At 54.2% G+C, this 21,456-nt stretch carries 15 protein-coding genes; 8 read left to right on the top strand and 7 right to left on the bottom strand.

Features of this window, described 5'->3' with window-relative positions; all coding sequences use genetic code 11:
* Window positions 1–43: 43 nt before the first annotated feature.
* The 3 genes from NXT01_RS05450 to NXT01_RS05440 are packed head-to-tail and all read left to right on the top strand — an operon-like array spanning window position 44 to window position 5,990.
* Entirely contained in the window at window positions 44–4,759 is a 4,716-nt protein-coding gene (locus NXT01_RS05450; RefSeq protein ID WP_259078377.1) for an ATP-dependent helicase, read from the top strand.
* Between the two features lie 20 nt (window positions 4,760–4,779).
* Window positions 4,780–5,178 carry a YccF domain-containing protein gene (locus NXT01_RS05445; protein WP_259078376.1) on the top strand — a complete coding sequence of 133 codons (399 nt, stop codon included), beginning with the start codon at window positions 4,780–4,782 and terminating at the stop codon, window positions 5,176–5,178.
* On the top strand, window positions 5,178–5,990 hold the full coding sequence (locus NXT01_RS05440) for a DNA-formamidopyrimidine glycosylase family protein (RefSeq protein WP_259078374.1): 813 nt from the start codon (window positions 5,178–5,180) through the stop codon (window positions 5,988–5,990). Before NXT01_RS05445 ends, NXT01_RS05440 begins: the two co-directional genes overlap by 1 nt.
* 44 nt (window positions 5,991–6,034) lie before the next feature.
* Here the strand turns inward: NXT01_RS05440 and pgi are convergent, their stop codons facing one another.
* Window positions 6,035–7,672, bottom strand: coding sequence for a glucose-6-phosphate isomerase (gene pgi / locus NXT01_RS05435; RefSeq protein WP_259078372.1), 1,638 nt, complete (start codon window positions 7,670–7,672; stop codon window positions 6,035–6,037).
* A 130-nt stretch (window positions 7,673–7,802) separates the two neighbouring features.
* Complete coding sequence (locus NXT01_RS05430) at window positions 7,803–8,120, bottom strand: chorismate mutase (RefSeq protein WP_259078370.1); 318 nt, start codon at window positions 8,118–8,120, stop codon at window positions 7,803–7,805.
* A gap of 84 nt (window positions 8,121–8,204) precedes the next feature.
* On the opposite strand from NXT01_RS05430, the gene pcrA reads away from it, so the two are divergent.
* Window positions 8,205–10,586 carry a DNA helicase PcrA gene (gene pcrA / locus NXT01_RS05425; protein ID WP_259078369.1) on the top strand — a complete coding sequence of 794 codons (2,382 nt, stop codon included), beginning with the start codon at window positions 8,205–8,207 and terminating at the stop codon, window positions 10,584–10,586.
* 33 nt (window positions 10,587–10,619) lie between these two features.
* On the opposite strand, the gene NXT01_RS05420 is transcribed toward pcrA, so the two are convergent.
* The 4 genes from NXT01_RS05420 to NXT01_RS05405 form a co-directional block, all read right to left on the bottom strand.
* Complete coding sequence (locus NXT01_RS05420; RefSeq protein WP_259078367.1) at window positions 10,620–13,331, bottom strand: ABC transporter permease; 2,712 nt, start codon at window positions 13,329–13,331, stop codon at window positions 10,620–10,622.
* Window positions 13,331–14,008 carry an ABC transporter ATP-binding protein gene (locus NXT01_RS05415; protein WP_259078366.1) on the bottom strand — a complete coding sequence of 226 codons (678 nt, stop codon included), beginning with the start codon at window positions 14,006–14,008 and terminating at the stop codon, window positions 13,331–13,333. Before NXT01_RS05415 ends, NXT01_RS05420 begins: the two co-directional genes overlap by 1 nt.
* Window positions 14,008–14,547, bottom strand: a complete 540-nt coding sequence (locus NXT01_RS05410; RefSeq protein ID WP_259078365.1) for a PadR family transcriptional regulator — start codon at window positions 14,545–14,547, stop codon at window positions 14,008–14,010. The genes NXT01_RS05415 and NXT01_RS05410 overlap by 1 nt, the downstream gene beginning before the upstream one ends.
* 146 nt (window positions 14,548–14,693) lie before the next feature.
* On the bottom strand, window positions 14,694–15,407 hold the full coding sequence (locus NXT01_RS05405; protein WP_259078364.1) for a M23 family metallopeptidase: 714 nt from the start codon (window positions 15,405–15,407) through the stop codon (window positions 14,694–14,696).
* 658 nt (window positions 15,408–16,065) lie between these two features.
* Here NXT01_RS05405 and NXT01_RS05400 point away from each other — a divergent pair.
* From NXT01_RS05400 to NXT01_RS05385, 4 genes are all read left to right on the top strand, one after another.
* Window positions 16,066–17,706, top strand: a complete 1,641-nt coding sequence (locus tag NXT01_RS05400; protein ID WP_259078362.1) for a DUF6350 family protein — start codon at window positions 16,066–16,068, stop codon at window positions 17,704–17,706.
* Window positions 17,707–17,734: 28 nt separating this feature from the next.
* Complete coding sequence (gene purN / locus NXT01_RS05395; protein ID WP_396124749.1) at window positions 17,735–18,355, top strand: phosphoribosylglycinamide formyltransferase; 621 nt, start codon at window positions 17,735–17,737, stop codon at window positions 18,353–18,355.
* Complete coding sequence (gene purH / locus NXT01_RS05390) at window positions 18,348–19,910, top strand: bifunctional phosphoribosylaminoimidazolecarboxamide formyltransferase/IMP cyclohydrolase (protein WP_259078359.1); 1,563 nt, start codon at window positions 18,348–18,350, stop codon at window positions 19,908–19,910. The genes purN and purH overlap by 8 nt, the downstream gene beginning before the upstream one ends.
* A gap of 73 nt (window positions 19,911–19,983) precedes the next feature.
* Window positions 19,984–20,820, top strand: a complete 837-nt coding sequence (locus tag NXT01_RS05385; RefSeq protein ID WP_259078358.1) for a CoA ester lyase — start codon at window positions 19,984–19,986, stop codon at window positions 20,818–20,820.
* Here the strand turns inward: NXT01_RS05385 and NXT01_RS05380 are convergent.
* The gene (locus NXT01_RS05380) at window positions 20,783–21,454 is read right to left on the bottom strand and encodes a TetR/AcrR family transcriptional regulator (RefSeq protein ID WP_259078357.1); all 672 of its coding nucleotides are present in this window, start codon (window positions 21,452–21,454) and stop codon (window positions 20,783–20,785) included. The genes NXT01_RS05385 and NXT01_RS05380 overlap by 38 nt on opposite strands.
* Window positions 21,455–21,456: the final 2 nt, after the last annotated feature.

Here is a 21,456-nt window from a genome sequence, read left to right as displayed (position 1 = left end):
GAGGGTCAGCGAAAAATTGAACATTATTGACAATGATCTCTCAGTGGATTCTGAGAAAGTTTTCGAGCGTTTTCAACCAGCTGTGCGCACCTGGTTCACCGATGTATTCGCCTCACCTACCTCTGTGCAGAACGCCTCATGGAAGGCCATTTCTGCTGGTGAAAATGCCCTCGTGGTTGCTCCAACTGGCTCAGGTAAAACGCTAGCAGCCTTCTTATGGTCACTTAACGAGCTTTCTACGACCTCAGGTCAAACCACACTAGCTGTGGCAAATAACACTTTCGACCCAGCGTCGGAATCAGATAAAGACGCAGGTGCAGGCGTTAAGGTTCTCTATATCTCTCCACTGAAAGCGCTCGGAGTTGACGTTGAGCGCAACCTGCGCGCCCCTCTTATCGGAATCGCGCGCACCGCAGCCAATCTCGGACTCGCGCACCCTACTATCACCGTTGGTGTTCGCTCGGGTGACACCCCAGCCGCCGAACGCGCAGCGCAATTACGTAACCCACCAGACATTCTTATCACCACCCCAGAGTCTGCCTACTTGATGCTGACGTCCAAGGCGCGAGGCATCCTCACAACAGTGCGCACCGTGATTATTGACGAGATTCACGCCATAGCGGGTTCCAAACGCGGGGTGCATTTGGCCCTCAGCTTAGAACGCCTCGAGCGCCTGATTGCAGCCGAGGGCACGAACCGGAGCGGACTCCAGCGCATCGGGCTTTCAGCAACCGTGCGGCCGATTGAGACAGTAGCCCAATTTCTAGGCGGCGATCGTCCTGTGCAGATTATTAACCCCCCAGCAACTAAGAGCTTTGATCTCGTGGTCCGCGTGCCCGTGGAGGATATGTCGGATTTGCCCACACTCGATCAATCTCTCACAGCTAATGATGAACTGATCGACGATTCTTTAGGGCTCAGTAGCAATACCGACGAAACTATGATGATCGGCGGGGATCAGCGCACTGGCTCCATCTGGCCACATATAGAAGCCATGCTCTACGACGAGGTCATGGATCACCGATCCACGATCATCTTTGTCAATTCCAGACGCAGCGCCGAAAAGCTCGCCGCGAGGCTCAACGAACTCTATGTCACAGAGCATTCGCCCGAGGTGCTTGAGACCCCAGCACAAAGTACTATTCCGGCCCAAGTGATGCCAAGTAAGGATGCGATCAAAGATGCGGGTTTGGTGATCGCCCGAGCGCACCACGGCTCGGTGAGCAAAGACGAGCGCGCCACCACCGAAACCATGCTCAAAGAAGGAGCACTCCGCGCCGTGGTGTCCACCAGCTCACTCGAACTAGGCATTGATATGGGAGCAGTGGACTTAGTCATTCAGGTCGAAGCTCCGCCATCGGTGGCATCAGGGCTGCAACGAGTAGGGCGCGCCGGGCACGTGGTGGGAGCGGTTTCACACGGCTCTTTCTACCCCAAACATCGCTCGGATCTCGTGCAAACAGCAGTGACTGTTAAAAGGATGCGGGGCGGCCATATTGAGGCACTGCATATCCCGCGCAACCCCCTCGATGTTTTGGTTCAACAGACTGTCGCCCAGGTGGCTGTCGAGGATATCGATGTCGAGGAATGGTATGCGACTGTTATACGCGCTTTTCCCTACCGCACGCTGCCGCGTGAGGTCTACGATGCCGTGCTCGACTTAGCCAGTGGAGTGTACCCTTCCACTGATTTTGCGGAACTGAAACCCCGCATAGTCTACGATCGCATCACTGGCACGTTATCTGCCAGACCTGGGGCCCAGCGTGTTGCGGTGACCAGTGGCGGCACGATTCCCGATCGGGGCTTATTCGGGGTCTATCTCGTAGGCGGCGAGGTCGGCGCACGCCGTGTGGGTGAACTCGATGAGGAGATGGTATATGAATCTCGGGTTGGTGATGTATTCACTCTTGGAGCGTCGAGCTGGAGAATTGAAGAGATCACTCGCGACCAGGTATTGGTTAGTCCCGCACCAGGGCATTCGGGGCGCCTGCCGTTTTGGGTGGGCGATCAGCTCGGTCGCCCAGCGGAATTAGGAAAAGCGGTCGGCGCTTTCCGACGCGAGATCTTTTCTACACCACAAGCTCTCGAGGAGATTGCCACCCTCGACCATAATGCCCGCGAGAATATCGTTCGTTTTCTCCAGGAACAGCACGAAGCGACAGGGGTCATCCCCGATGAGCGCACCTTTGTTCTGGAACGTTTCCGCGACGACCTCGGAGACTGGCGGGTCGTTTTACATACGCCGTTCGGTCGCGGCGTTAATGCCGCGTGGGCGTTAGCTGTGGGCTCGGAGATTGCGCAGCGCACAGGAATAGATGCGCAAGCAGTGAGCTCGGACGATGGGATTGTGCTGCGGTTGCCTGATGCTGATGTGGAACCTGGGGCTGAACTATTCCTCATTGACCCCGATGCAATCGAGCATATTGTGACCGAGCAGGTTGGCAATTCGGCGCTCTTTGCCTCGCGTTTTCGCGAATGTGCCGCCCGTGCGCTGTTATTGCCGAGACGTCATCCGGGCAAGCGCGCACCACTATGGCAGCAGCGGCAGCGGGCCGCCCAGTTACTCGATGTGGCTCGGAAATATCCGACTTTCCCCATTATCTTGGAGGCAGTACGCGAATGCTTGCAAGATGTTTATGATCTACCGAGTCTGGTAGGCGTTCTCGAAGACCTCAAGCTCAAGAAAACGCGCATTGTTGAGATCACAACTGAGCAGCCCTCGCCATTCGCGGCCTCGATTCTTTTTAGTTATACCGGTGCCTTTGTCTACGAGGGCGATAGCCCCTTAGCCGAAAAACGAGCAGCCGCCTTGGCCCTCGACCCAGCCCTCTTGGCCAAACTCATGGGCACAGTGGAATTGCGGGAGCTCCTTGAACCCGAGATTATCGCCGAAGTAGACGCCCAGCTGCGTCGTATTAGCACGGATCGCCAGGCCCGCAACCCCGAGGAATTTATAGATGCCTTGCGCATTTTAGGGCCTATTGCTGATCTGAATGAGCATATTAGCTTTGATACCAGCACGGCTGAACTCCTCAAACAATTCCCCAACAGGATCATGCAGGTACGCATTAACGGCCTCGACCATCTGGCACAGGTAGCCGACGCGGCTGTTTTACGCGATGGTCTTGGCGTCCCCGTACCGAGAGGGGTGGGAGCACAGATTGAGCCAGTGACTGATGCTCTTGACCAGTTAGTAGCCAGGTGGGCTCGCACCCGCGGACCATTTGTGCTCTCAGATCTCCAAAACGCATTCGGTCTGGCTGCGAGCGTCGCTTTTGCTTCCTTAGAAAAACTCATGGAATCTAAGGCCATTATCGCTGGCCATTACCGTAAGGGAATTGAGGCGGAAGAGTATATTGCCAGTGAAGTGCTCCGCATAATTCGGAGTAAATCGCTGGCGAAATTGCGCAGCCAAACCGCCCCCGTGTCACCTTCTGCCTTTGCCCGGTTTCTCTCGTCGTGGCATCAAGTGGCTGCCGTGGGCAGCGAGCCTGAACTCTATGGTGTGGATGGGGTGTACAGCGTTATCGAGCAGCTCGCCGGCGTCCGGTTGCCGGCGAGTGCCTGGGAGGAGTGGATCTTCCCCAACCGCGTGCGAAACTACAACCCGGCGGACCTTGATGAACTGACCTATAACGGTGAGGTACTCATCATCGGCCAAGGTAAGGCCGGGGCCGGAGATCCATGGCTGACCTTGGTTCCAGCTGCCTACGCAGATTCTCTGATCACCGACCCCAGCGATTATTCGTTGACTGATTTACAAGAAAGTGTATTAACTCAACTGGGCACTTCTGGCAGTCATCTCTACCAGGAGCTCAGATCGGATGCCCTTGATAAGGACCTGAGGGAGGCGCTATGGGGTCTCTTTGAATTGGGGCTGGTGTCTCCCGATAGTTTTCGCCCTATTCGCGCCCGCCTGGCAGGGGGAAAGAATACCGCGCATAGGGCCAAGCGCACCCCGAACCGAAGCAGGGGGCGCTTTCGAGGAATGCGCAGTCAAGTCCCCACTCACACCACGCCTCCCGACATGGTGGGACGGTGGGGGCGCACGATAGCCGCCTCCACGGATGCCACGTCGCGGGCCTTTACGCTCGGTGAAACACTACTGGATCGCTATGGAGTGGTAACTCGTGGTAGTGCGATGGGTGAAGATATCGTTGGTGGCTTCGCCTTGGTGTACAAGGTTCTCAAGCAGTTCGAAGAATCTGGCAAAGCGATGCGCGGGCACTTAATTGAAGGTATGGGCGCTACTCAATTTTCAACACCGGCGATTATCGACCGTTTGCGTGGTTATGACGATAGTGCCGATATTTCAGGATGGCCGTCGGGTGCGAAGAACCCTGAGGTTGTGGTTCTTGCCGCAGCCGATCCTGCCAATCCTTATGGGGCCGCTATCGCCTGGCCAGAACGGGGTTTAACGCGGGCTGCTGGATCCCTTGTTGTGCTCATCGATGGCCTCCTCGCGGCTTATATGACTCGAGGAGGAAAGAACCTCATCCTGATGGACACCCCCGAGCCAGCTTATGATTTGGTCATTAATGCCCTCGGAGAAAAGGTGCGTTCCCGGCTGGTTATCGAGAAAGTCAACGGAGATTCAGCTTTGGAGTCGCCTCTCCTTAAATCGCTGAAAGAGGCTGGTTTATCCATCAACCCACGGGGACTGGTCTTGATGCACCAGCCTACCCCGCGCCGCAATACACGAGGGCGACCAGGGCGGAGTTTAGACGATGCGTCTGCTGATCTCAGCTTCGATGACTAGTGATCGCTAAGATGAGCCTTATGCGTACTATCCTCAATATCATTTGGGTCCTCTGCGGAGGCCTGTGGTTAGCATTGGGCTATTTTTTAGCGGGAATTATCGCTTTCCTTTTCGTAATTACCGCCCCAATTGGGGTGGCTAGCTTCCGTATGGCCAGCTATGCGCTCTGGCCTTTCGGCCGAGTCGTGGAACCCCAAGCAACAAACGGCTTGAGCGATGTAGCCAATATCCTCTGGTTCCTAGTAGCAGGCTGGTGGCTGGCCCTCAACCATATTATGACCGCTGCAGCGCAAGCAGTCACCATTGTGGGGATCCCACTAGCTATAGCTAATATCAAGATGATTCCGGTGAGTCTGTTCCCGTTCGGGAAACGAATTGTCGCCGCTGATCAGTCCTCCCAACCGCGCGGTATTCTTTAATGCCCGAGGGTGATTCCGTCTTCCGATTAGCCCGACGCCTGCAATTTATGAGCGGACGGGAAGTTATCTCTAGCGATATTCGGGTTCCCCGATTCGCCCTTGCGGATTTCAGTGGTCGACAATGCGAGAAGGTGTGGCCCTATGGCAAGCACCTGTTTATGGCTTTCGGTCCAGATATTCTGCAGACCCACCTCAAAATGGAGGGAACATGGTCGGTTCACCGCTTAGGCGATCGATGGCGAAAGCCAGCTTTTACCGCCCGCGTGGTACTCAGACTGGCAGATCCCCCCAACGATCCCATCGAAATAGTGGGCCATTCTTTAGGACTGGTCAGAGTAATCAAGGCGAGTGAATATGACGAAGCGATTGGTTATTTGGGACCTGACGTTCTAGCCCCTGAGTTTGATGCCGCCGAGGCTAAAAGACGCCTCCTTTTAAGGCCGGATCGAACGATCGGGGCAGCTCTGATGGATCAGAAAAATCTAGCTGGAGTAGGTAATGAGTACCGAGCCGAGATTCTTTTCCTGGCTGGTTTGCACCCGTTACGCCGTGTTGGAGATGTTGATATCGATCAAGTGTTAGCAATCACTCGACGGTTGATGTGGTCCAACAGGCTATCGACCACCCGCGTGAGTACAGGGGTTAAAATCCCCGGCCAAACCTCCTATGTCTTCGGTCGTAATCGTAAGCCGTGTCGACGGTGTGGCACGCTGATCGAAAAAGGAAAATTGGGTGGCAAGGACGCGCACGGGGAAGAAGGGGAGCTCGAACGCATTATTTGGTGGTGCTCTCAGTGCCAACCTAATACATAGCAAAACCGGCCCAATAAGAGGGCCGGTTATGCTATGTCATGGTTTTAGCGATGGTTGCGATACCAGGTAATGAGCTGATCGGTGGAGCTATCTCCAGAATCTACAGTTTTCTCGCCAGAGACTGCTGGAGCCAGGTCATTAGCCTGCTGCTTGCCTAGTTCTACACCCCACTGGTCGAAGGAATTGATATCCCAGATGACTCCTTGAACAAAAGTGATGTGTTCATAAAGGGCAATCAAGGCACCGAGTACCTGTGGGGTCAATTCCTTAGCCAAAATAGTGGTGGTGGGGCGATTGCCCGGCATCACCTTGTGATTGACCAATTCGCTCTTAACACCTTCGGCGGCGATTTCTTCGGCGGTCTTGCCAAAAGCTAGAACCTTGGTTTGAGCAAAGAAATTGCTCATCAGAAGGTCATGCATGGAGCCAGATCCACTAGCGGTAGGAAGATCTTCCTTGGGGCGGGCGAATCCAATGAAATCAGCAGGGATCAGTTTGGTTCCCTGGTGAATCAGCTGATAAAAAGCGTGCTGGCCGTTGGTGCCGGGTTCACCCCAGTAAATCTCACCGGTCGAGGTAGTCACAGCGGTGCCGTCATGGCGCACAGACTTACCGTTGGATTCCATGGTGAGCTGTTGCAAATAAGCAGGGAAGCGCCCTAGGTCTTCAGAATAAGGTAGGACCGCGTGGGTCTCCGCACCGAAGAAATTATTATATAGAACTCCCAAAAGGCCCATTAGAACAGGAATATTTTCTTCCAAGCTGGCGGTGCGGAAGTGCTTATCCATGGCATTAAAGCCCTCGAGGAAGCGCATAAAATCGCGGGGGCCGATAACAGCCATCAGGGCCAGACCGATGGCAGAATCGACAGAGTACCGGCCTCCGACCCATTCCCAGAAGCCGAACATATTCTTGGTATCAATACCGAATTCGGCAACCTTCTCAGCATTCGTGGAAACCGCAACGAAATGCTTGGCCACTGCTTCTTCGGCGCCGAGCTTTTCTACCAGCCACCGCTTTGCAGCATGAGCATTCGCTAGGGTTTCCTGGGTGGTGAAGGTTTTCGAGGCCACGATAAAGAGAGTGGACTCAGGATCGAGATCATCGAGCGCCGCAATCATATCGGCAGGATCAACATTGGAAACAAATGTGGCATTGATACCGGCAGTGGCATAGCTGCGCAGTGCTTTGGTGGCCATGGCTGGACCCAGATCGGAGCCGCCAATACCGATATTGACTACGGTTTTGATGGTGTGTCCGGTGTAACCTAACCAGCTACCCGAGCGCAGAGAGGTTGCGAAGTCGCGCATCCGGCTGAGGACCTCGTGCACATCGGCGGCGATATTCTGGCCGTCAACCTTGAGGCTTTCTTCCACAGGTAGGCGCAGGGCGGTGTGGAGAACGGCGCGGTCTTCGGTGTTATTGATGTGTTCGCCGGTGAACATCTCCTCGATACGTCCGGAGAGATTGGCGGCTTCAGCGACCTTGATCAGGGCTGCGAGGGCCTGGTCATTGATCAGGTTTTTCGACAAATCGACGTGTAATCCTGCGGCTTCGAAGCTGAGGCGGGAAGCGCGCTCACTGTCAGCGCTAAAAAGCTCGCGCAAAGTGGTCTGCTCGAGTTCTTTATGGGCAACGCTGAGTTCTTTCCACGCTGGGGAGCTAGTGATATCAAGGGACATGAGAATATCTCCATTCATGACGATTACTGGTTTCGCACAATGCGAAAGATCCTAAAAGTCTACGGTAGTCGATAATGATATTAAATAGTGACCTCGAGGGAGCTCAAGGTGGTCAACACCATAGTTGAGGCTAGGTGGATTTTGTGCCGAGCTTCCCGCGACCCATGCGCAATAAGATCTGCGCTAAGCTCGGGCCTTCATCGCCCAATTCGGCGTGAAACTGATTGATAATTGCCAGTTCGCGGGTGTGAACGAGACGCGTGCCGCCAGCGGACATCCGCGTGCGTCCAATCGCCTTGGAAATCTCAGTGCGACGCTTCACCGCATCAAGGATCAGACGGTCGAGACGATTAATCTCTTCGCGGTACAGCTGGATCTCGCGATCCGTGAGGGGATCGTCGGTGCCTGAGGGAAACCGAACCTCGAAGTGGGGATCAGAATCGTTCATGGTTACCTATTGTGCCACGCTAGAAGGCAAGAAGGTAGAGGGAGAACATCTTGTGTCCTTTTGGCGTTGTACATTAGAGGCACTATGAATGACAATCACTCGCCATTTTCCCCCTCCCGCCGCCATCGTGACATATCCAACCCCAGTCACCCGGTGCGAGATGAGCCAGATCTGCTTACCGGTTTAAATCCGCAACAAGAGGCCGCGGTGAAACATCAGGGATCCCCACTGCTGATCGTGGCCGGTGCTGGTTCTGGCAAGACCGCGGTGCTGACGAAGCGCATCGCCTATCTCATGCGGTATCGCGATGTCCATCCCGGCCAGATTCTTGCCATTACCTTTACCAACAAAGCCGCAGCCGAAATGCGAGAGCGTGTCACTGAGCTCGTTGGCACGGTGGCTCAACGTATGTGGGTGTCTACCTTTCACTCGACGTGTGTGCGCATTCTGCGCGAGCAGTCACATTTGGTGGCGGGGCTAAACGCAAATTTCACCATCTATGATGCAGACGATTCGAAACGGCTGATCGGCATGATAGCCAAAGATCTGCAGCTGGATTTAAAGCGTTTTAGCCCCCGTATGCTCGCCGCCCATATATCGCAGTGGAAAAATGAACTAATCACACCTGAACGGGCACTCGCGGACGCAGAGGCAATTAAAAATCCCTTTAATACCACTGTAGCCGAGGTTTTTGCGGAATATCACAGGCGGTTGCGCAGTTCCAATGCACTCGACTTCGATGATCTCATCGGTGAAGTGGTGCGTATCTTCACCGAGTATCCCGACGTGGCTGCGTTTTACAGGCGCCGATTTCGGCACGTGCTGATCGACGAGTACCAAGATACTAACCACGCGCAGTACCGCATGATCGCGTTGCTGGTGGGCACTGGTGACGATGCCTCAGAATTGTGCGTGGTAGGTGATAGTGACCAGTCGATTTATGCTTTCCGTGGGGCAACAATTCGCAATATCGAGGAATTTGAGCGAGATTATCCCCAAGCAAGCACGATCCTCCTAGAGCAGAACTACCGCTCCACCCAGACCATTCTTTCAGCCGCTAATGCACTAATCGCCCAGAATGACAATCGGCGCGAGAAGAAATTATGGACCGATCTTGGAGACGGTGACCAGATCACGGGCTATGTAGCTGATAATGAGCACGATGAAGCGCGCTTTGTGGCTGCTGAAATTGATAAGCTCACCGATCGCGGACGCAATTACTCCGATATGGCTGTGATGTATCGTACTAATAACTCCTCGCGCGCCCTGGAAGATATCTTTATTCGAACGGGCATTCCCTATAAGGTGGTAGGCGGTACGCGGTTCTATGAACGTAAGGAAATCCGCGATATTATCGCCTACCTCAAGGTTATCGATAATCCGGACGATGAAGTATCCCTGCGCCGCGTGATCAACACTCCACGGCGCGGGATCGGGGATCGGGCTATTGCGATGCTTACTATGCATGCAGAAAGCACTGGAGTCTCTTTCTCCCACGCGCTCAAAGACGCCGTCGAGGGAAGAATCGCCCTGATGACCTCGCGGGTGCACAAAGCTCTTGCAGGCTTCGTGGAGTTGATCGAGCATCTGCGCACATTCGCACAAGGAGCGGTTGACGATGTCACCCAGCTTCCCAATATCGGCGATATTATCGCCGAGATTCTCGAAACCACAGGGTATCAGGCGGAACTGGAAGCTTCGAGTGATCCTCAGGATGGGGCGCGCTTGGATAACCTCAATGAACTGGTATCCGTGGCCCGCGAATTTTCCTCGGAGGCTGCCAATCTTTTGGCCTATGAACGGATGGGAACCGATGAGGAACCAGAAGAAGAGATAGGAAGCGTAAAGGCCTTCTTGGAGAAGGTATCTTTGGTGGCTGATGCCGATCAGATCCCGGAGCACGAACAAGGTGTGGTCACATTGATGACCTTACATACCGCCAAAGGCCTAGAGTTCCCGGTGGTTTTCCTCATCGGGTGGGAAGATGGGCAATTTCCGCATATGCGCGCTCTCGGGGATCCACGGGAACTCTCAGAGGAGCGTCGATTAGCTTATGTCGGTATTACACGAGCGCGGGAGCAGCTCTATATTTCGCGCGCTATGATTCGATCTTCCTGGGGTAATGCGGTGAGTAACCCGCCGTCTCGATTCATTGGCGAAATTCCGGAAGATCTTATTCACTTCCAGCGGGTGGAACCTGAGAGATCTGAATGGTCAGGTGGGTCGAGTGCCCCGTATATTCCTCCGCAGCGCTCAACGCGGCAGCGGCCCTTGGGTGGGCCGAAGACGCAAGCACGTGACCTTCATCTCGAGGTCGGTGATCGTGTGAATCACGCTAAATATGGGCTCGGAACTGTGATGGAGGTAGGCGGAAGTGCCGCACATACCACCGTGATGATCGATTTTGGTTCTTCCGGAAAAGTTCGTCTGATGCTCATTGGCGGAGTTCCGTTGGAGAAGCTATAGGGATATGGGGGCCATATCTCATGGCCCCTATTTCTAATCCTGTCGGTACTTCACCAGATCGCGCGGACGGCCGAGGAAGGCCCCCAGCAGCCCCGCCACGGCGGGAAGCACTAGAAGGAAGAGAATGACGATCGGCCACGAACCTTGGTATAGCCCCCGGCCACCCAAAGAGATGAGTTCGCCGTTGATATCATATTCGCTACTGTCGAGTAAAATATAACCGAGCCCATGTCCTAAGATCAGGGCTGGAATAGTAGCCAATAATGTGGTGATAATTCCATAAAAGGCGCTGATTGCGCTGAGCAGCTTCGGCGCGGCGCCGAGAGTGAATAGTTGTTCGTTCTGCTGCCTCATTGTTGGCGCTGCCAGAATGATCATCAGAGCTACAATCACAATGAATAATGCCGCTAGGAAGAGGTACTCCGCCTGGAATTGCGATTCTGGGAAGTAGGAGGTGTAGTAATAATCGTCGACCATTTCGGAGATCTTGTTGAGTATCTTCGATGAGGGAATCTCGGGGAAGTTGACCGCGTAGGTTGAGGTGTCGAACTTGATGGTCTGATTCTGCTGGATGAGCGCTTGGGCAGCCTGTGGGCTCAGGATCCACCCATTATAGAATTCGGGCAGAACAGCCGCGAAGGGGAGTTGGGCTCGTCCAATGGTATGGACTCCCTCGTCTTGGGGAAGTTCACTCAGAATAAAGTCTGCCGTGGCGCCCTCGTGGACGATGGCGCTACTTCCCAAGACTCCACCTGCTGCAAGAACGTCAGCGGCGCGGGCACGTTGCTCTGGACTTAAGGTAAAGAGGTCCAGGATTCCGTTATCGGCCTCTCCTAATACTATTGTTGAGATGCCTGATTGCAGATTCACAGTGGGATTTAATATCTTATGTCGACAGTGCCGAGCCGCCTCAGGAGAATCAGTAGGCGATTGACCTTGATAGGAGAAATGAGACCAATCGTGAGCGCGGCAGCCATCTGCAATCTCCAGGGAGAAATCTGACCAGTCCGAGGTCGTCAGGGTTGGCAGTGGGGTAATAGTGGCGCCGGCGACAACTTTTTCGATATTTTCATCGCGGGCGGATAAGGCGCTGGCGATATCCGGAGATGTTTTCTCGGTAGCACTCCCAATGGTGACAAGTGTTTCCGAGAATGTTTTAGCCTCGACGACGCGCCACGGACTAGAGTAGCCGAGGCCGGTGACTGTGAGGAAGGTTGTTATTGTTGCAATGGCCAAGAGCGCCATCACGATGGAGCTCGAGCGCAGGGCTTGCCTTCTCACGAGCCGAGCTGCCAGACGTGCGGATAGTGGTTTTCTGATCAGCCCCGCAAGGTAGATCAACCCCGGAACGCAGCCGATGAGACCGAGTATTCCTCCCACTGTTAGCAAGAACTGGATGGCTGCAAGGGCCATGACAGTGTCCCCACTGGAATAGGCTACGGCCTCGGAAGAGTGCGGTAAGGAATGCAGGGCGATAGCACCAATAATGCTCAGCAGGAGCAGCACAGGACCGATGGTCATCCACTTGTGCCAGCGCAGAATCTGGTCGGAGCGATTCAGGGTAACCCCAGCGATAGGGGACCCGCGACTAGCCAGGAGGGCGGGCACATATGCGGCTCCTATACCCCCAGCTACAGCGGTAACGAACACTAATAGCTGAAGCAGCGGGGCAAAATCTAAGCTGAAATCAGGAAAGAGGTACGTCCACCGAAAAAAGAAGGTACCCAATCCGATGACCAGCCCCAGGGTGGCGCCGATAAGAGCGGTGACGAGGCCGTAGCTTAAAACCGCGAGGCGAATATGGCGTCGGGAAGCGCCCTGGGTGCGCATCTGGGCGTAGACCTCGGCCTGTTTCGTGGCCGCAATAGCAAAAACAGGAGTGATCACACTCATCATGATCAGCAAGAGAATGAGGATAAAAGTGAATGATATGAACAACCACATCACAGACTCTGCTGCGTAGGAAGAATTAAAGTCCTTCAAGTCAAAACCTGGATAGAGTTCTTCGTCAGGGATATCCGAAGCCGATTCCATGACAGCTTCCGATTGCACCACCATGCCGCGGGCATTGGCCTGCTTCACGGTGGACCAGCTCGGGGTTTCGGCATCCCTGAGGACCCACTGGGTGTTGGCTGATTGGGCCACGTCGTCGACAGAGAGGAGGGAGCCGATGAGCACGAAGCTGTCCCAGCCTGGCGATATGGATTTTACTGTGAGGGTGGTTGTGGCTGCACGGGTGCTATCAATGAGCCGATTTTCCGTCACCCTCAGCGTATCTCCTGGCCGCAGCCCTAACCGTCCCGCTGATCCTTCGCCAATGATAATCTCTCCTGGGTTTAATGAAGGCGCCCGTTCGAGGGCCTGATTATCAGGGATATGCGTGATCTGGAGTGTAGTATTTCTGCCGTCGATAGTAGCGAGAGCCTCTGCTGTGGCAACGGGCTCGAGCTGAGTGCGTGCACCAAAGATCCGAGCTTCTGAGCGGGGATCTGTGCGGGCATCGGACTCGTTAGAGCATTCGTAGTTATACCCGGTGATATCTTGTTTACACTGGCCTCCGAGAGACTCTACGACAGTTGTGTCGGCGCGAAGATCCGAGAGGCTCATACGCGACTGGTCCATGGCGATATTAAAGCTCACCACCGCTACGGGGATAGTAACGAGCAATATACCAGCAATACTTCTCCATAGGTGCGCTCTTAAGTCTCGAAGCGTGGGCCTAAGACTGGCTATATACGCGCTCATTAGAACTCCTTCACTGAGATTTTGCCGTCACGGACATGGACAATGCGGTCAGTCCAGGCCGCTAAACGAGGTTCGTGGGTCACCAGAATTCCTGCGGCACCGCGATCAACTCGATCTCGGAGGACTTTCATTACCTCTTCGCTGCTGGAGGTGTCCAAAGCCCCTGTGGGCTCATCAGCAAGCACGATACTTCGAGGACCAATGAGGGCTCGAGCAATGGCGACGCGCTGCGCTTGCCCACCGGAGATCTCCCCTGGGTATCGGTCGAAGGTGTCCGAAAGTCCCACTTCCTCCAAAGCCGCGGCGATATCGTCGGTGAGGCTGGCAAAGGAAGCACCCTCAAGCTCTAGAGGAAGCGCAATATTCTCGGCTACTGTCAGCGTTGGTATGAGGTTATAGCGCTGGAAAACTACTCCGATGTGTTGGCGACGCAGTCGGGCAGCATAAGCATCATTCATATTGGAGGTATCAACACCATCAATAAGAACCCGCCCTGATGTAGGTTGTTGTAATAAACCCGCAACATTGAGCAAGGTGGATTTCCCTGATCCGGATGGTCCCATGACGGCGACAAGCTCGCCTTGACCCACTGTGAGATCGATATGATCGAGGGCCACGACGCGCCGGGCGCCGGAGCCGAATACGCAAGAGATGCCGTTGAGTTCGATGGGGTACATTACCGTTCTCCTTGGTGGGTGGGGCAGGGGTGGAGGGATTCGATGCGATCGAGCCAGCGAGCCTGAGCTTCGAGAGTGTAGATGCGGTGTTCGATCAGCAGACGTCGCGGGAGGCGTTGGTGGGGTAGCTCTCGAGCCTGCTTATTTAAGATGCGAAGCTGGCCTAAAATTTCGGAGCGCTGATTATCGAGTAGATCGATGAGGTCGATGGATGGGTCGGCAATAGCGAGGTAGATCTTTGTTTCTAATTCATCTCTTTCGCTTAACGGGGTAGATACTGGGCGCCTAAACCACTCGCGGACGAGTTCAGCGCCTTGTTCGGTGATGAGGTAACTTTCCGATTGGTGTCCGTTGGCGCCAGTGATGGGGCCAGCTGCAGTGATGAGCTGATCTCGTTCGAGCCTCTTGAGGGTCTGGGTTACTTGCCCCATATTGAGGGTTTGAGTGTGGTCGGTCAGTTCGAGGAATTGCGCTTGCAATTGACTGGGTGTGAGGCGTTGTCTGAGCAGTAGCGCAAGGAGTGCTTGCTTGATAGCCATGGTGCTGCCTTCTCCTAAGAATAGAGGTTACTGAGTAACTAACTTTGAGGTTACCGAGTAACTTAAGAGTAGGGCAAGTGACTGTGGGTTAAGACACAAAAATCCCCCAACCTCTTCAGAGGTGGGGGGTGATCTAGTGAGCCAACTTAAGCGACGAAAACGCCACGTTCAGCTAGCCACGGCACCGGGTCGATAGGACCTTGACCCGCAGGGTGAACCTCGAAATGAAGATGAGATCCAGTTGACCAACCGCGAGAGCCCATGCCAGCAATACGCTGGCCAGCATCTACATGCTGACCAACAACGACCTCGACGGTCTCCATATGGCCATAAACGGTGATCGTTCCATCGTCATGCAGTACTCGAACCCAGTTGCCAAAACCTGATGCGGGACCAGCGTCAATAACAGTACCTGACATGGCAGCAACGATGGGAGTCCCCATAGCATTCGCGATATCGATACCGTTGTGCATGGTTCCCCATCGCGCACCAAAACCTGAGGTGAATAAACCCTCAGCAGGCTTTACAACAATATTTTTTGGGGTCCTAGCAAGATGATCAGCCTCTTCGACCTGAGCGGAGAAAGCGATAGCTTTGATCAGTTGGTCGGTGAGGTTAAAAGCCGGCTTGAATTCCGCAAACTCCAGAATTTGAGGAGCAGCAAGATCTGCGGCCGGGACATCATTAGCGGCAAGCTTAATAGCGGGCGAGCCGGACTGGGGTGCTGCGGCTAAGGCGGCGCCAGTGGCGCCCGCAGAGGAAGCGATGCCGGTAGCAGCTGCAACGAAAGCTACTCTCCCGCGGACTGGGTTGATCTGCTTGCGGTGCTTGCCCCCACTCCGAGTTCGTGGCTGATGCATGAAGCTAACTTCCCTTTGCTTGTTGGAAACCTGACGGACAATAAAATTTGCGTATTGTCCTCTATGAACACGCATTATCGCTGGTGTTACATCTTAATCACGATTGTAACCAGTTTGTTATGTACTGCGATATAACACTAGCTGTTAGCGAAGCGATAGGCAAGCCAATTGCGAAGAAAAAATACTTCTTATCAATCGTGATACCCCTCATCTTATTGCTGGTGGTTCACACAGTGCCTATCGATTGCTCGCCTACTCTTAGACATATTCTTCTAGTGCCTTAATAAGTATATGGACTGCAGCTGACGCATGCCCCACATTCTTTGAGGTTGTGCTTAGGAGATAGGTTGAGCGGGGTCCTTCTCTTATCCCCAAAATTCCCGCGGTGACGCGTGAGCAGTGGCTACCGGGTAAGGGTAGGAGAGTAAGCTTAATCTCTTCCGATTTCACAAACTTGCCACCACAGCCAGTATTCACTCCATATTGCCGCGTTTAAGAGATTCCCTAGTTCGAGGCAGATAGATATCCTCGGCACCACCCGTACGGGAGGTTTGGACTTGTGAGGTTGTGCGCATTCGAGGTGTAGATTGATTTAAATTTTTCAGGGGTGGCCGCGTCTTTCTGGCTGATCCCCACAGGTGATGGCAGACTGGAAAGAATGAGCAAAAAGACCGGCCCGAGTGTCGAACCGCAGCGTATTCGTCGCCCGCGAACAGCGGTGAGATCAACCGCTCCCGCTTCACGCACGAGCACGTCGAAGAAGAAAAGTGCCAGGATCTCTTCCACGGACAAGATTCCAGCTGACCTGAGTATAAAAGCTAAAATTCGTCATATCCTCTTTACCTTGACGGTTCCCATAGCAGTTATTCTGGGTGTGATAATTTCTGGCGCCCTGCTTATTTTACTTCTCACTGAAACCTCCATGGCGGCTCTACCTGCCACGATTGCGTTGGGTTGGTTAGCTTTTAATGCAGCGCCCCTCAGCGGTGAGGATGTGGTGATCTCCTACGTACCCCTCGCGCCTCCTCTCCTCTTCGCTTGTGTACAGGCTCGAACGGTCTACCGTTTGATTAAGGACCGCGTCAGCCTTTATGATCTCGCGGTTATTGCCTGTGCGGTCCTTGGTATACCCACTGCCTTGACGCTGATCGCCGCCGGGATGCTCTTTGATGCTTCCGTCGTTTTCCCAGTTGCGGTGCCACCGTTGCTGCACGCAGTGGGGGCTACAGTCCTTCTGCATCTGCTTGCTCTGGTTGTGGGAATGGGCCCACGGTTGTGGCGCGCCCTGATAAAGCGAGCAGGTCTGTCGCCGAACCTGATTGACGGAGCAGTAGCCGCAGTCCGTTTTATTGCTTATTGCCTTGTGGCAAGCTTAGTGGTCCTTCTTATATCCTTAGGCTTCCACTATCACGTGCTATCCGAGCTTGTGCAGGTATATTCACCGTGGGGCATCGTAGGAGCGAGTATTCTCAGCCTCCTGTATGTGCCGAATTTTATGATCGCTACTTTAGCTTTGCTCTCTGGTTCAGAAGCGATTATCGGCCAGGCAACTATCAGCCTCTTTGGGATTAATCTGGTGGCCCTACCACCGCTACCGCTTATGGCCGCGATTCCTCAGTCTGCTCATAGTGTCGCACCTAGTCTATTAGCTATACCTGCTGGTGTAGCAATTTATGTCGCTGTAAAGGCGCGGTTGAACGCTCTAGAATCTGCCGTAGCTGTGAGCGTGGCTACTGTACTCAATGCGGCCCTTATTTACTTCGGACGGGGCGAATTGGGTGTTTATGGGCTGACAGGTCCACACGTCATCGCGATAGTTCTCGTTCCCACGATATTCACCACTGCACTATTTTGTACGTGGGCCACCGCCACTGTCCAAGCCTCGCGGCGCACCGACAATGAATCCTCGACATCTAATGAACCAGATCCTAGCGACACGGGGAATCACCCTGAGGCAGCCACTGGTGAGACGGAAGAAGATACCAGTCAACCTGAGCTAGCAGGATCGCCAGAAGTCGCGGGAGCTTTAGATTCCCAAGAGACCGAAGAGATCGCAAACGTATCAGAGCCGGTAGAGCCCGACAAAACTGATAGCGAACCAGAATTAGAGGAGAAGGATGAGGAGGGCGTAATTGAGGTCGGGCCATTAGATTCTGAAGAGGTCGCTGAAGAATCCGAGCCGGTAAAACCAGAGGCAAATCTAGAGGAACCAATCGCCTTCGGGCCCGAACGCTCCGAAGCTGACCTTGAAGACATAGCTTTTGAATCAGCTCAAGAAGAAAAAGAGACAGAAAACTAGGAAAACCTTATATCAGCACGGCTAGGATATCCCTGTGATCAGCTTCGAATCTTCTCAGCCGCTCAAAATTGTGGTGCTCGCCTCAGGGGCGGGCACCCTTTTGCAATCCATCCTTGATAACCAGGGTTTATACCACGTAGTAGGGGTGGTGTGCGATATCACGTGTCCCGCGTTGTCGCGCAGTGAAAAGGCTGGTATTCCCAGCAGCATCGTGCCGCTGGGAATGAATCGAGATCAGTGGAATGCGGATTTAGCGGTCACTATCGCCCAGTATGAGCCAGACCTCATCGTATCCGCTGGATTCATGAAGATACTTGGTGCCCCATTTCTTGATCACTATGCAGGGCGTACCATCAACACCCACCCCGCTCTACTGCCCGCTTTTCCTGGGGCTCATGCGGTGCGGGATGCCTTAGATTACGGTGTGAAAATCACAGGATCTACCGTGCACTTTATTGATGAAGGGGTGGACACCGGTGAGATCATCGCTCAAGAGCCCGTGGCGGTCTTGAGCGGGGACTCTGAGGCGGAACTACATGAACGAATCAAAGACGTAGAGCGCAGGCTCATCGTCGACGTTCTCAATTCTTTTGCCCGAAAATTTCGGGAGGACCAGCACACAGAGAGGTTTTCTTCCATCCATGAGTGAAGATCGCAAAAAGATTAGCCGTGCGCTCATTAGCGTCTACGATAAAACAGGGCTCGCTGAACTCGCCCAAGCCCTTGACAGCGCTGGAGTGGAAATCGTTTCCACTGGTTCAACCGCGAAATATATAGCTGGACTCGGCATCGGAGTAACCGCAGTGGATCACCTGACGGGTTTTCCAGAATGCCTGGAAGGGCGGGTCAAAACTCTACATCCCAACGTGCACGCCGGCATTTTAGCCGATACCCGAAAAGCCCATCATCTCCACCAGTTGGCAGAGCTCAACATTGCCCCTTTCCAGTTGGTTGTTGTTAACTTGTACCCCTTTAAGGAGACCGTCGCCTCGGGTGCCGATGTGGATTCGTGTGTCGAGCACATCGATATTGGGGGCCCCACAATGGTGAGGGCAGCCGCTAAAAATCACTCCTCGGTCGCCGTGGTGGTATCCCCGGCTCGCTATAGCGATATTGAGCATGCCCTTCAAATAGGAGGCTTTAGCATTAAGCAGCGCCAGAGCTTAGCCGCCGAAGCTTTCCGGCACACTGCCTCATATGATCTCGCTGTAGCGACGTGGATGGCCGAAAACGAGACTGATTCTCAATTCCCAGAATTTTTAGGGCTCGAGTACCAGCTCAGCACCACTCTGCGTTACGGAGAGAACCCACATCAAGAAGCCGCCCTCTATAGCTCGGGCACGGGACTCGCTAGTGCACAGCAGCTGAGCGGTAAAGAAATGAGTTATAACAACTTTACCGACGCTGACGCCGCCTGGCGGGCCGCGTGGGATCACGAGCGCAGCTGCGTGGCCATCATTAAACATGCCAATCCTTGCGGCATCGCGGTCTCGGATGAATCGATAGCGCACGCTCACCAACTAGCCCATGACTGTGATCCACTGTCCGCATTTGGTGGAGTTATTGCAGCCAATCGCGAAGTCACAGCTGACATGGCGCGCCGTATCGCTGAGATCTTTACTGAAGTGATCATCGCACCCAGCTATGAGGCTGAAGCGATCGAGATCCTCGAAGCTAAGAAAAACCTTCGCATCCTGCGCGCCGAACCACCTCTCGTTGGGGGAGTAGAGCGCCGTGAGATAGCAGGCGGCCTCCTAGTCCAATCGCGAGATATAATTGATGCCCATGGGGATAACCCCAAGAATTGGACCCTCGTTGCTGGTACTCCCAGCGACCCAGCGGAATTAGAAGACCTTAACTTCGCCTGGCGGGCAGTACGCTCGGTGAAGTCCAACGCCATCCTTCTTGCAGCGAACGGCGCCACAGTGGGGGTAGGCATGGGGCAGGTTAATCGGGTAGATGCCGCAAAATTAGCAGTCGAACGCGCTAATAGTCTCGCTGGAGATATCGAACGGGCTCGCGGTGCTGTGGCGGCATCAGACGCCTTCTTCCCCTTCCCTGATGGCTTCGAAATTTTGGCGGACGCCGGTATTAAAGCGGTCGTGCAACCCGGTGGTTCGATTCGTGACACCGATGTTATCGAGGCCGCTAAACGCGCGGGAGTGACGATGTATCTTACGGGAACCCGACACTTCGCTCACTAGGAATTGGTGATCGTGGTGGTGGTTTTGCTCGCACTAGAAGAAAGCCGCCACCCGATCGACTATTTTTAAAGCTATGACTATTACCCTTCCTGGCCCTGCCATTCTATTTGCACCCGCAGGCCGAGTTGATATCATCCCCAAGGCAGCCCGTATAGCCGATATGGTCATTCTCGACCTCGAGGACGGTGCCGGTGATATCGACCGTGACTTGGCTTATGAAAATATCCGAGCATGCGGTCTGGATCCGGCTTCTACCATTGTGCGCACGATTGGTCCCGACAGTCAGTTCTTTGAACAAGATGTGGCTTTCGTAAAAACGACTCCTTATTCCACGGTGATCGTGCCTAAAATAGGTTCCAATATTCCAGCAGTCCTAGAGGGCCTCGATGTGATTGCGATGATCGAGACTCCTCAAGCAGTGGTCAACCTGCCAGCGATCGCCGCGCATCCGAGCATTGTGGGCCTTTTGTGGGGAGCCGAAGACCTAACCGTGCAACTGGGAGGTACTCACTCGCGCCGTGGACCCGACGAGGTGTACCCGCACACCTATCGCGACACGATGCGGTTGACTCGAGCCATGATGCATATGCAAGCCGCGGCTCACGGCAAGATCAGTATCGATGCAGTTTACGGGGACTTCACCGATGATGAAGGTCTGCGGGCGGAGGCAACCGATGCAGCTCGCTCTGGCTTCGCCGCCAGTGCGTGTATACACCCGCGCCAAGTCGAGGTGATTCGCAAGGCTTACGCCCCCGAGCCCAGCCACTATCAGTGGGCAGAAAAAGTTGTAGCTAAAGCAGCGAACTACCCGGGAGCTTTCCAATTAGATGGTGAAATGATCGATGCTCCACTTATCCAGCAAGCACATCGGATTATTGCGCGGCATAAGTACGCAAAAGATCAAGAGTAACGTCGACCCGGTCTTCTGGCAGAGGGGAATTTAAAACGGCGAGAGCTGCGTCGGCGAGCATGCACGCCGTTTCCGGCAGGCAGGTGGAACTGAGCTGATATGGGGTCGAGCCGTCATTATCGCGCATTTCGCTCACCGAGGTGGCTAAAAGAAAAGGTACGTGAGCGCGAGGATCGTCTGGGCCCACAATTTCAGCCGCGGTTGCGCGGAAGAATTCCCGCAACCGGCGACGCTGATCATGATAGGTGGCAAATTCTTCGGAGCTCACTACTGGCAGTTGGTATAGTTTACCGACATTCCACCGAGTAGATAGTAGCAGGCGACATTCTGAGGCTGTCAGCGCCCACAGCCGCATTGGGGCGGGTAAGGTAGCGTTTTCGAAATGCGCAGCGAGCGCCATCGACGGTTCTACCGTGGAGTTAAGTAAGGTTAGAAATATCTCAGTCTTAGAAGGAAAGTGGTAGTACAGACTCGCTTGCCTAATACCCACCGCATCAGCTATCTGGTGGGTGGACGTAGTGGCAAAGCCTTGGGTGGTGAATAACTCCGCGGCTGCATCCAAGATCTCTTCGCGGGCGGTAGCGCCACGCCGACGAGGACTGTTTTTGCGGGGACGCCCCACTGCTCCAGCCATCC

The sequence above is a fragment of the Corynebacterium sp. ES2775-CONJ genome, from assembly GCF_024814515.1.
Taxonomy (GTDB): Bacteria; Actinomycetota; Actinomycetes; order Mycobacteriales; family Mycobacteriaceae; genus Corynebacterium.
This window is presented reverse-complemented; position numbering and strand designations above follow the sequence as displayed.

Coding starts and splice junctions, on each gene's coding strand:
- NXT01_RS05410 (WP_259078365.1), bottom strand. CDS start 14,547: ATGGCTATCAAGCAAGCACTCCTTGCGCTACTGCTCAGACAACGCCTC.
- NXT01_RS05430 (WP_259078370.1), bottom strand. CDS start 8,120: ATGAACGATTCTGATCCCCACTTCGAGGTTCGGTTTCCCTCAGGCACC.
- purH (WP_259078359.1), top strand. CDS start 18,348: ATGAGTGAAGATCGCAAAAAGATTAGCCGTGCGCTCATTAGCGTCTAC.
- NXT01_RS05400 (WP_259078362.1), top strand. CDS start 16,066: ATGAGCAAAAAGACCGGCCCGAGTGTCGAACCGCAGCGTATTCGTCGC.
- NXT01_RS05445 (WP_259078376.1), top strand. CDS start 4,780: ATGCGTACTATCCTCAATATCATTTGGGTCCTCTGCGGAGGCCTGTGG.
- NXT01_RS05415 (WP_259078366.1), bottom strand. CDS start 14,008: ATGTACCCCATCGAACTCAACGGCATCTCTTGCGTATTCGGCTCCGGC.
- NXT01_RS05405 (WP_259078364.1), bottom strand. CDS start 15,407: ATGCATCAGCCACGAACTCGGAGTGGGGGCAAGCACCGCAAGCAGATC.
- NXT01_RS05420 (WP_259078367.1), bottom strand. CDS start 13,331: ATGAGCGCGTATATAGCCAGTCTTAGGCCCACGCTTCGAGACTTAAGA.
- NXT01_RS05440 (WP_259078374.1), top strand. CDS start 5,178: ATGCCCGAGGGTGATTCCGTCTTCCGATTAGCCCGACGCCTGCAATTT.
- pgi (WP_259078372.1), bottom strand. CDS start 7,672: ATGTCCCTTGATATCACTAGCTCCCCAGCGTGGAAAGAACTCAGCGTT.
- NXT01_RS05385 (WP_259078358.1), top strand. CDS start 19,984: ATGACTATTACCCTTCCTGGCCCTGCCATTCTATTTGCACCCGCAGGC.
- NXT01_RS05380 (WP_259078357.1), bottom strand. CDS start 21,454: ATGGCTGGAGCAGTGGGGCGTCCCCGCAAAAACAGTCCTCGTCGGCGT.
- pcrA (WP_259078369.1), top strand. CDS start 8,205: ATGAATGACAATCACTCGCCATTTTCCCCCTCCCGCCGCCATCGTGAC.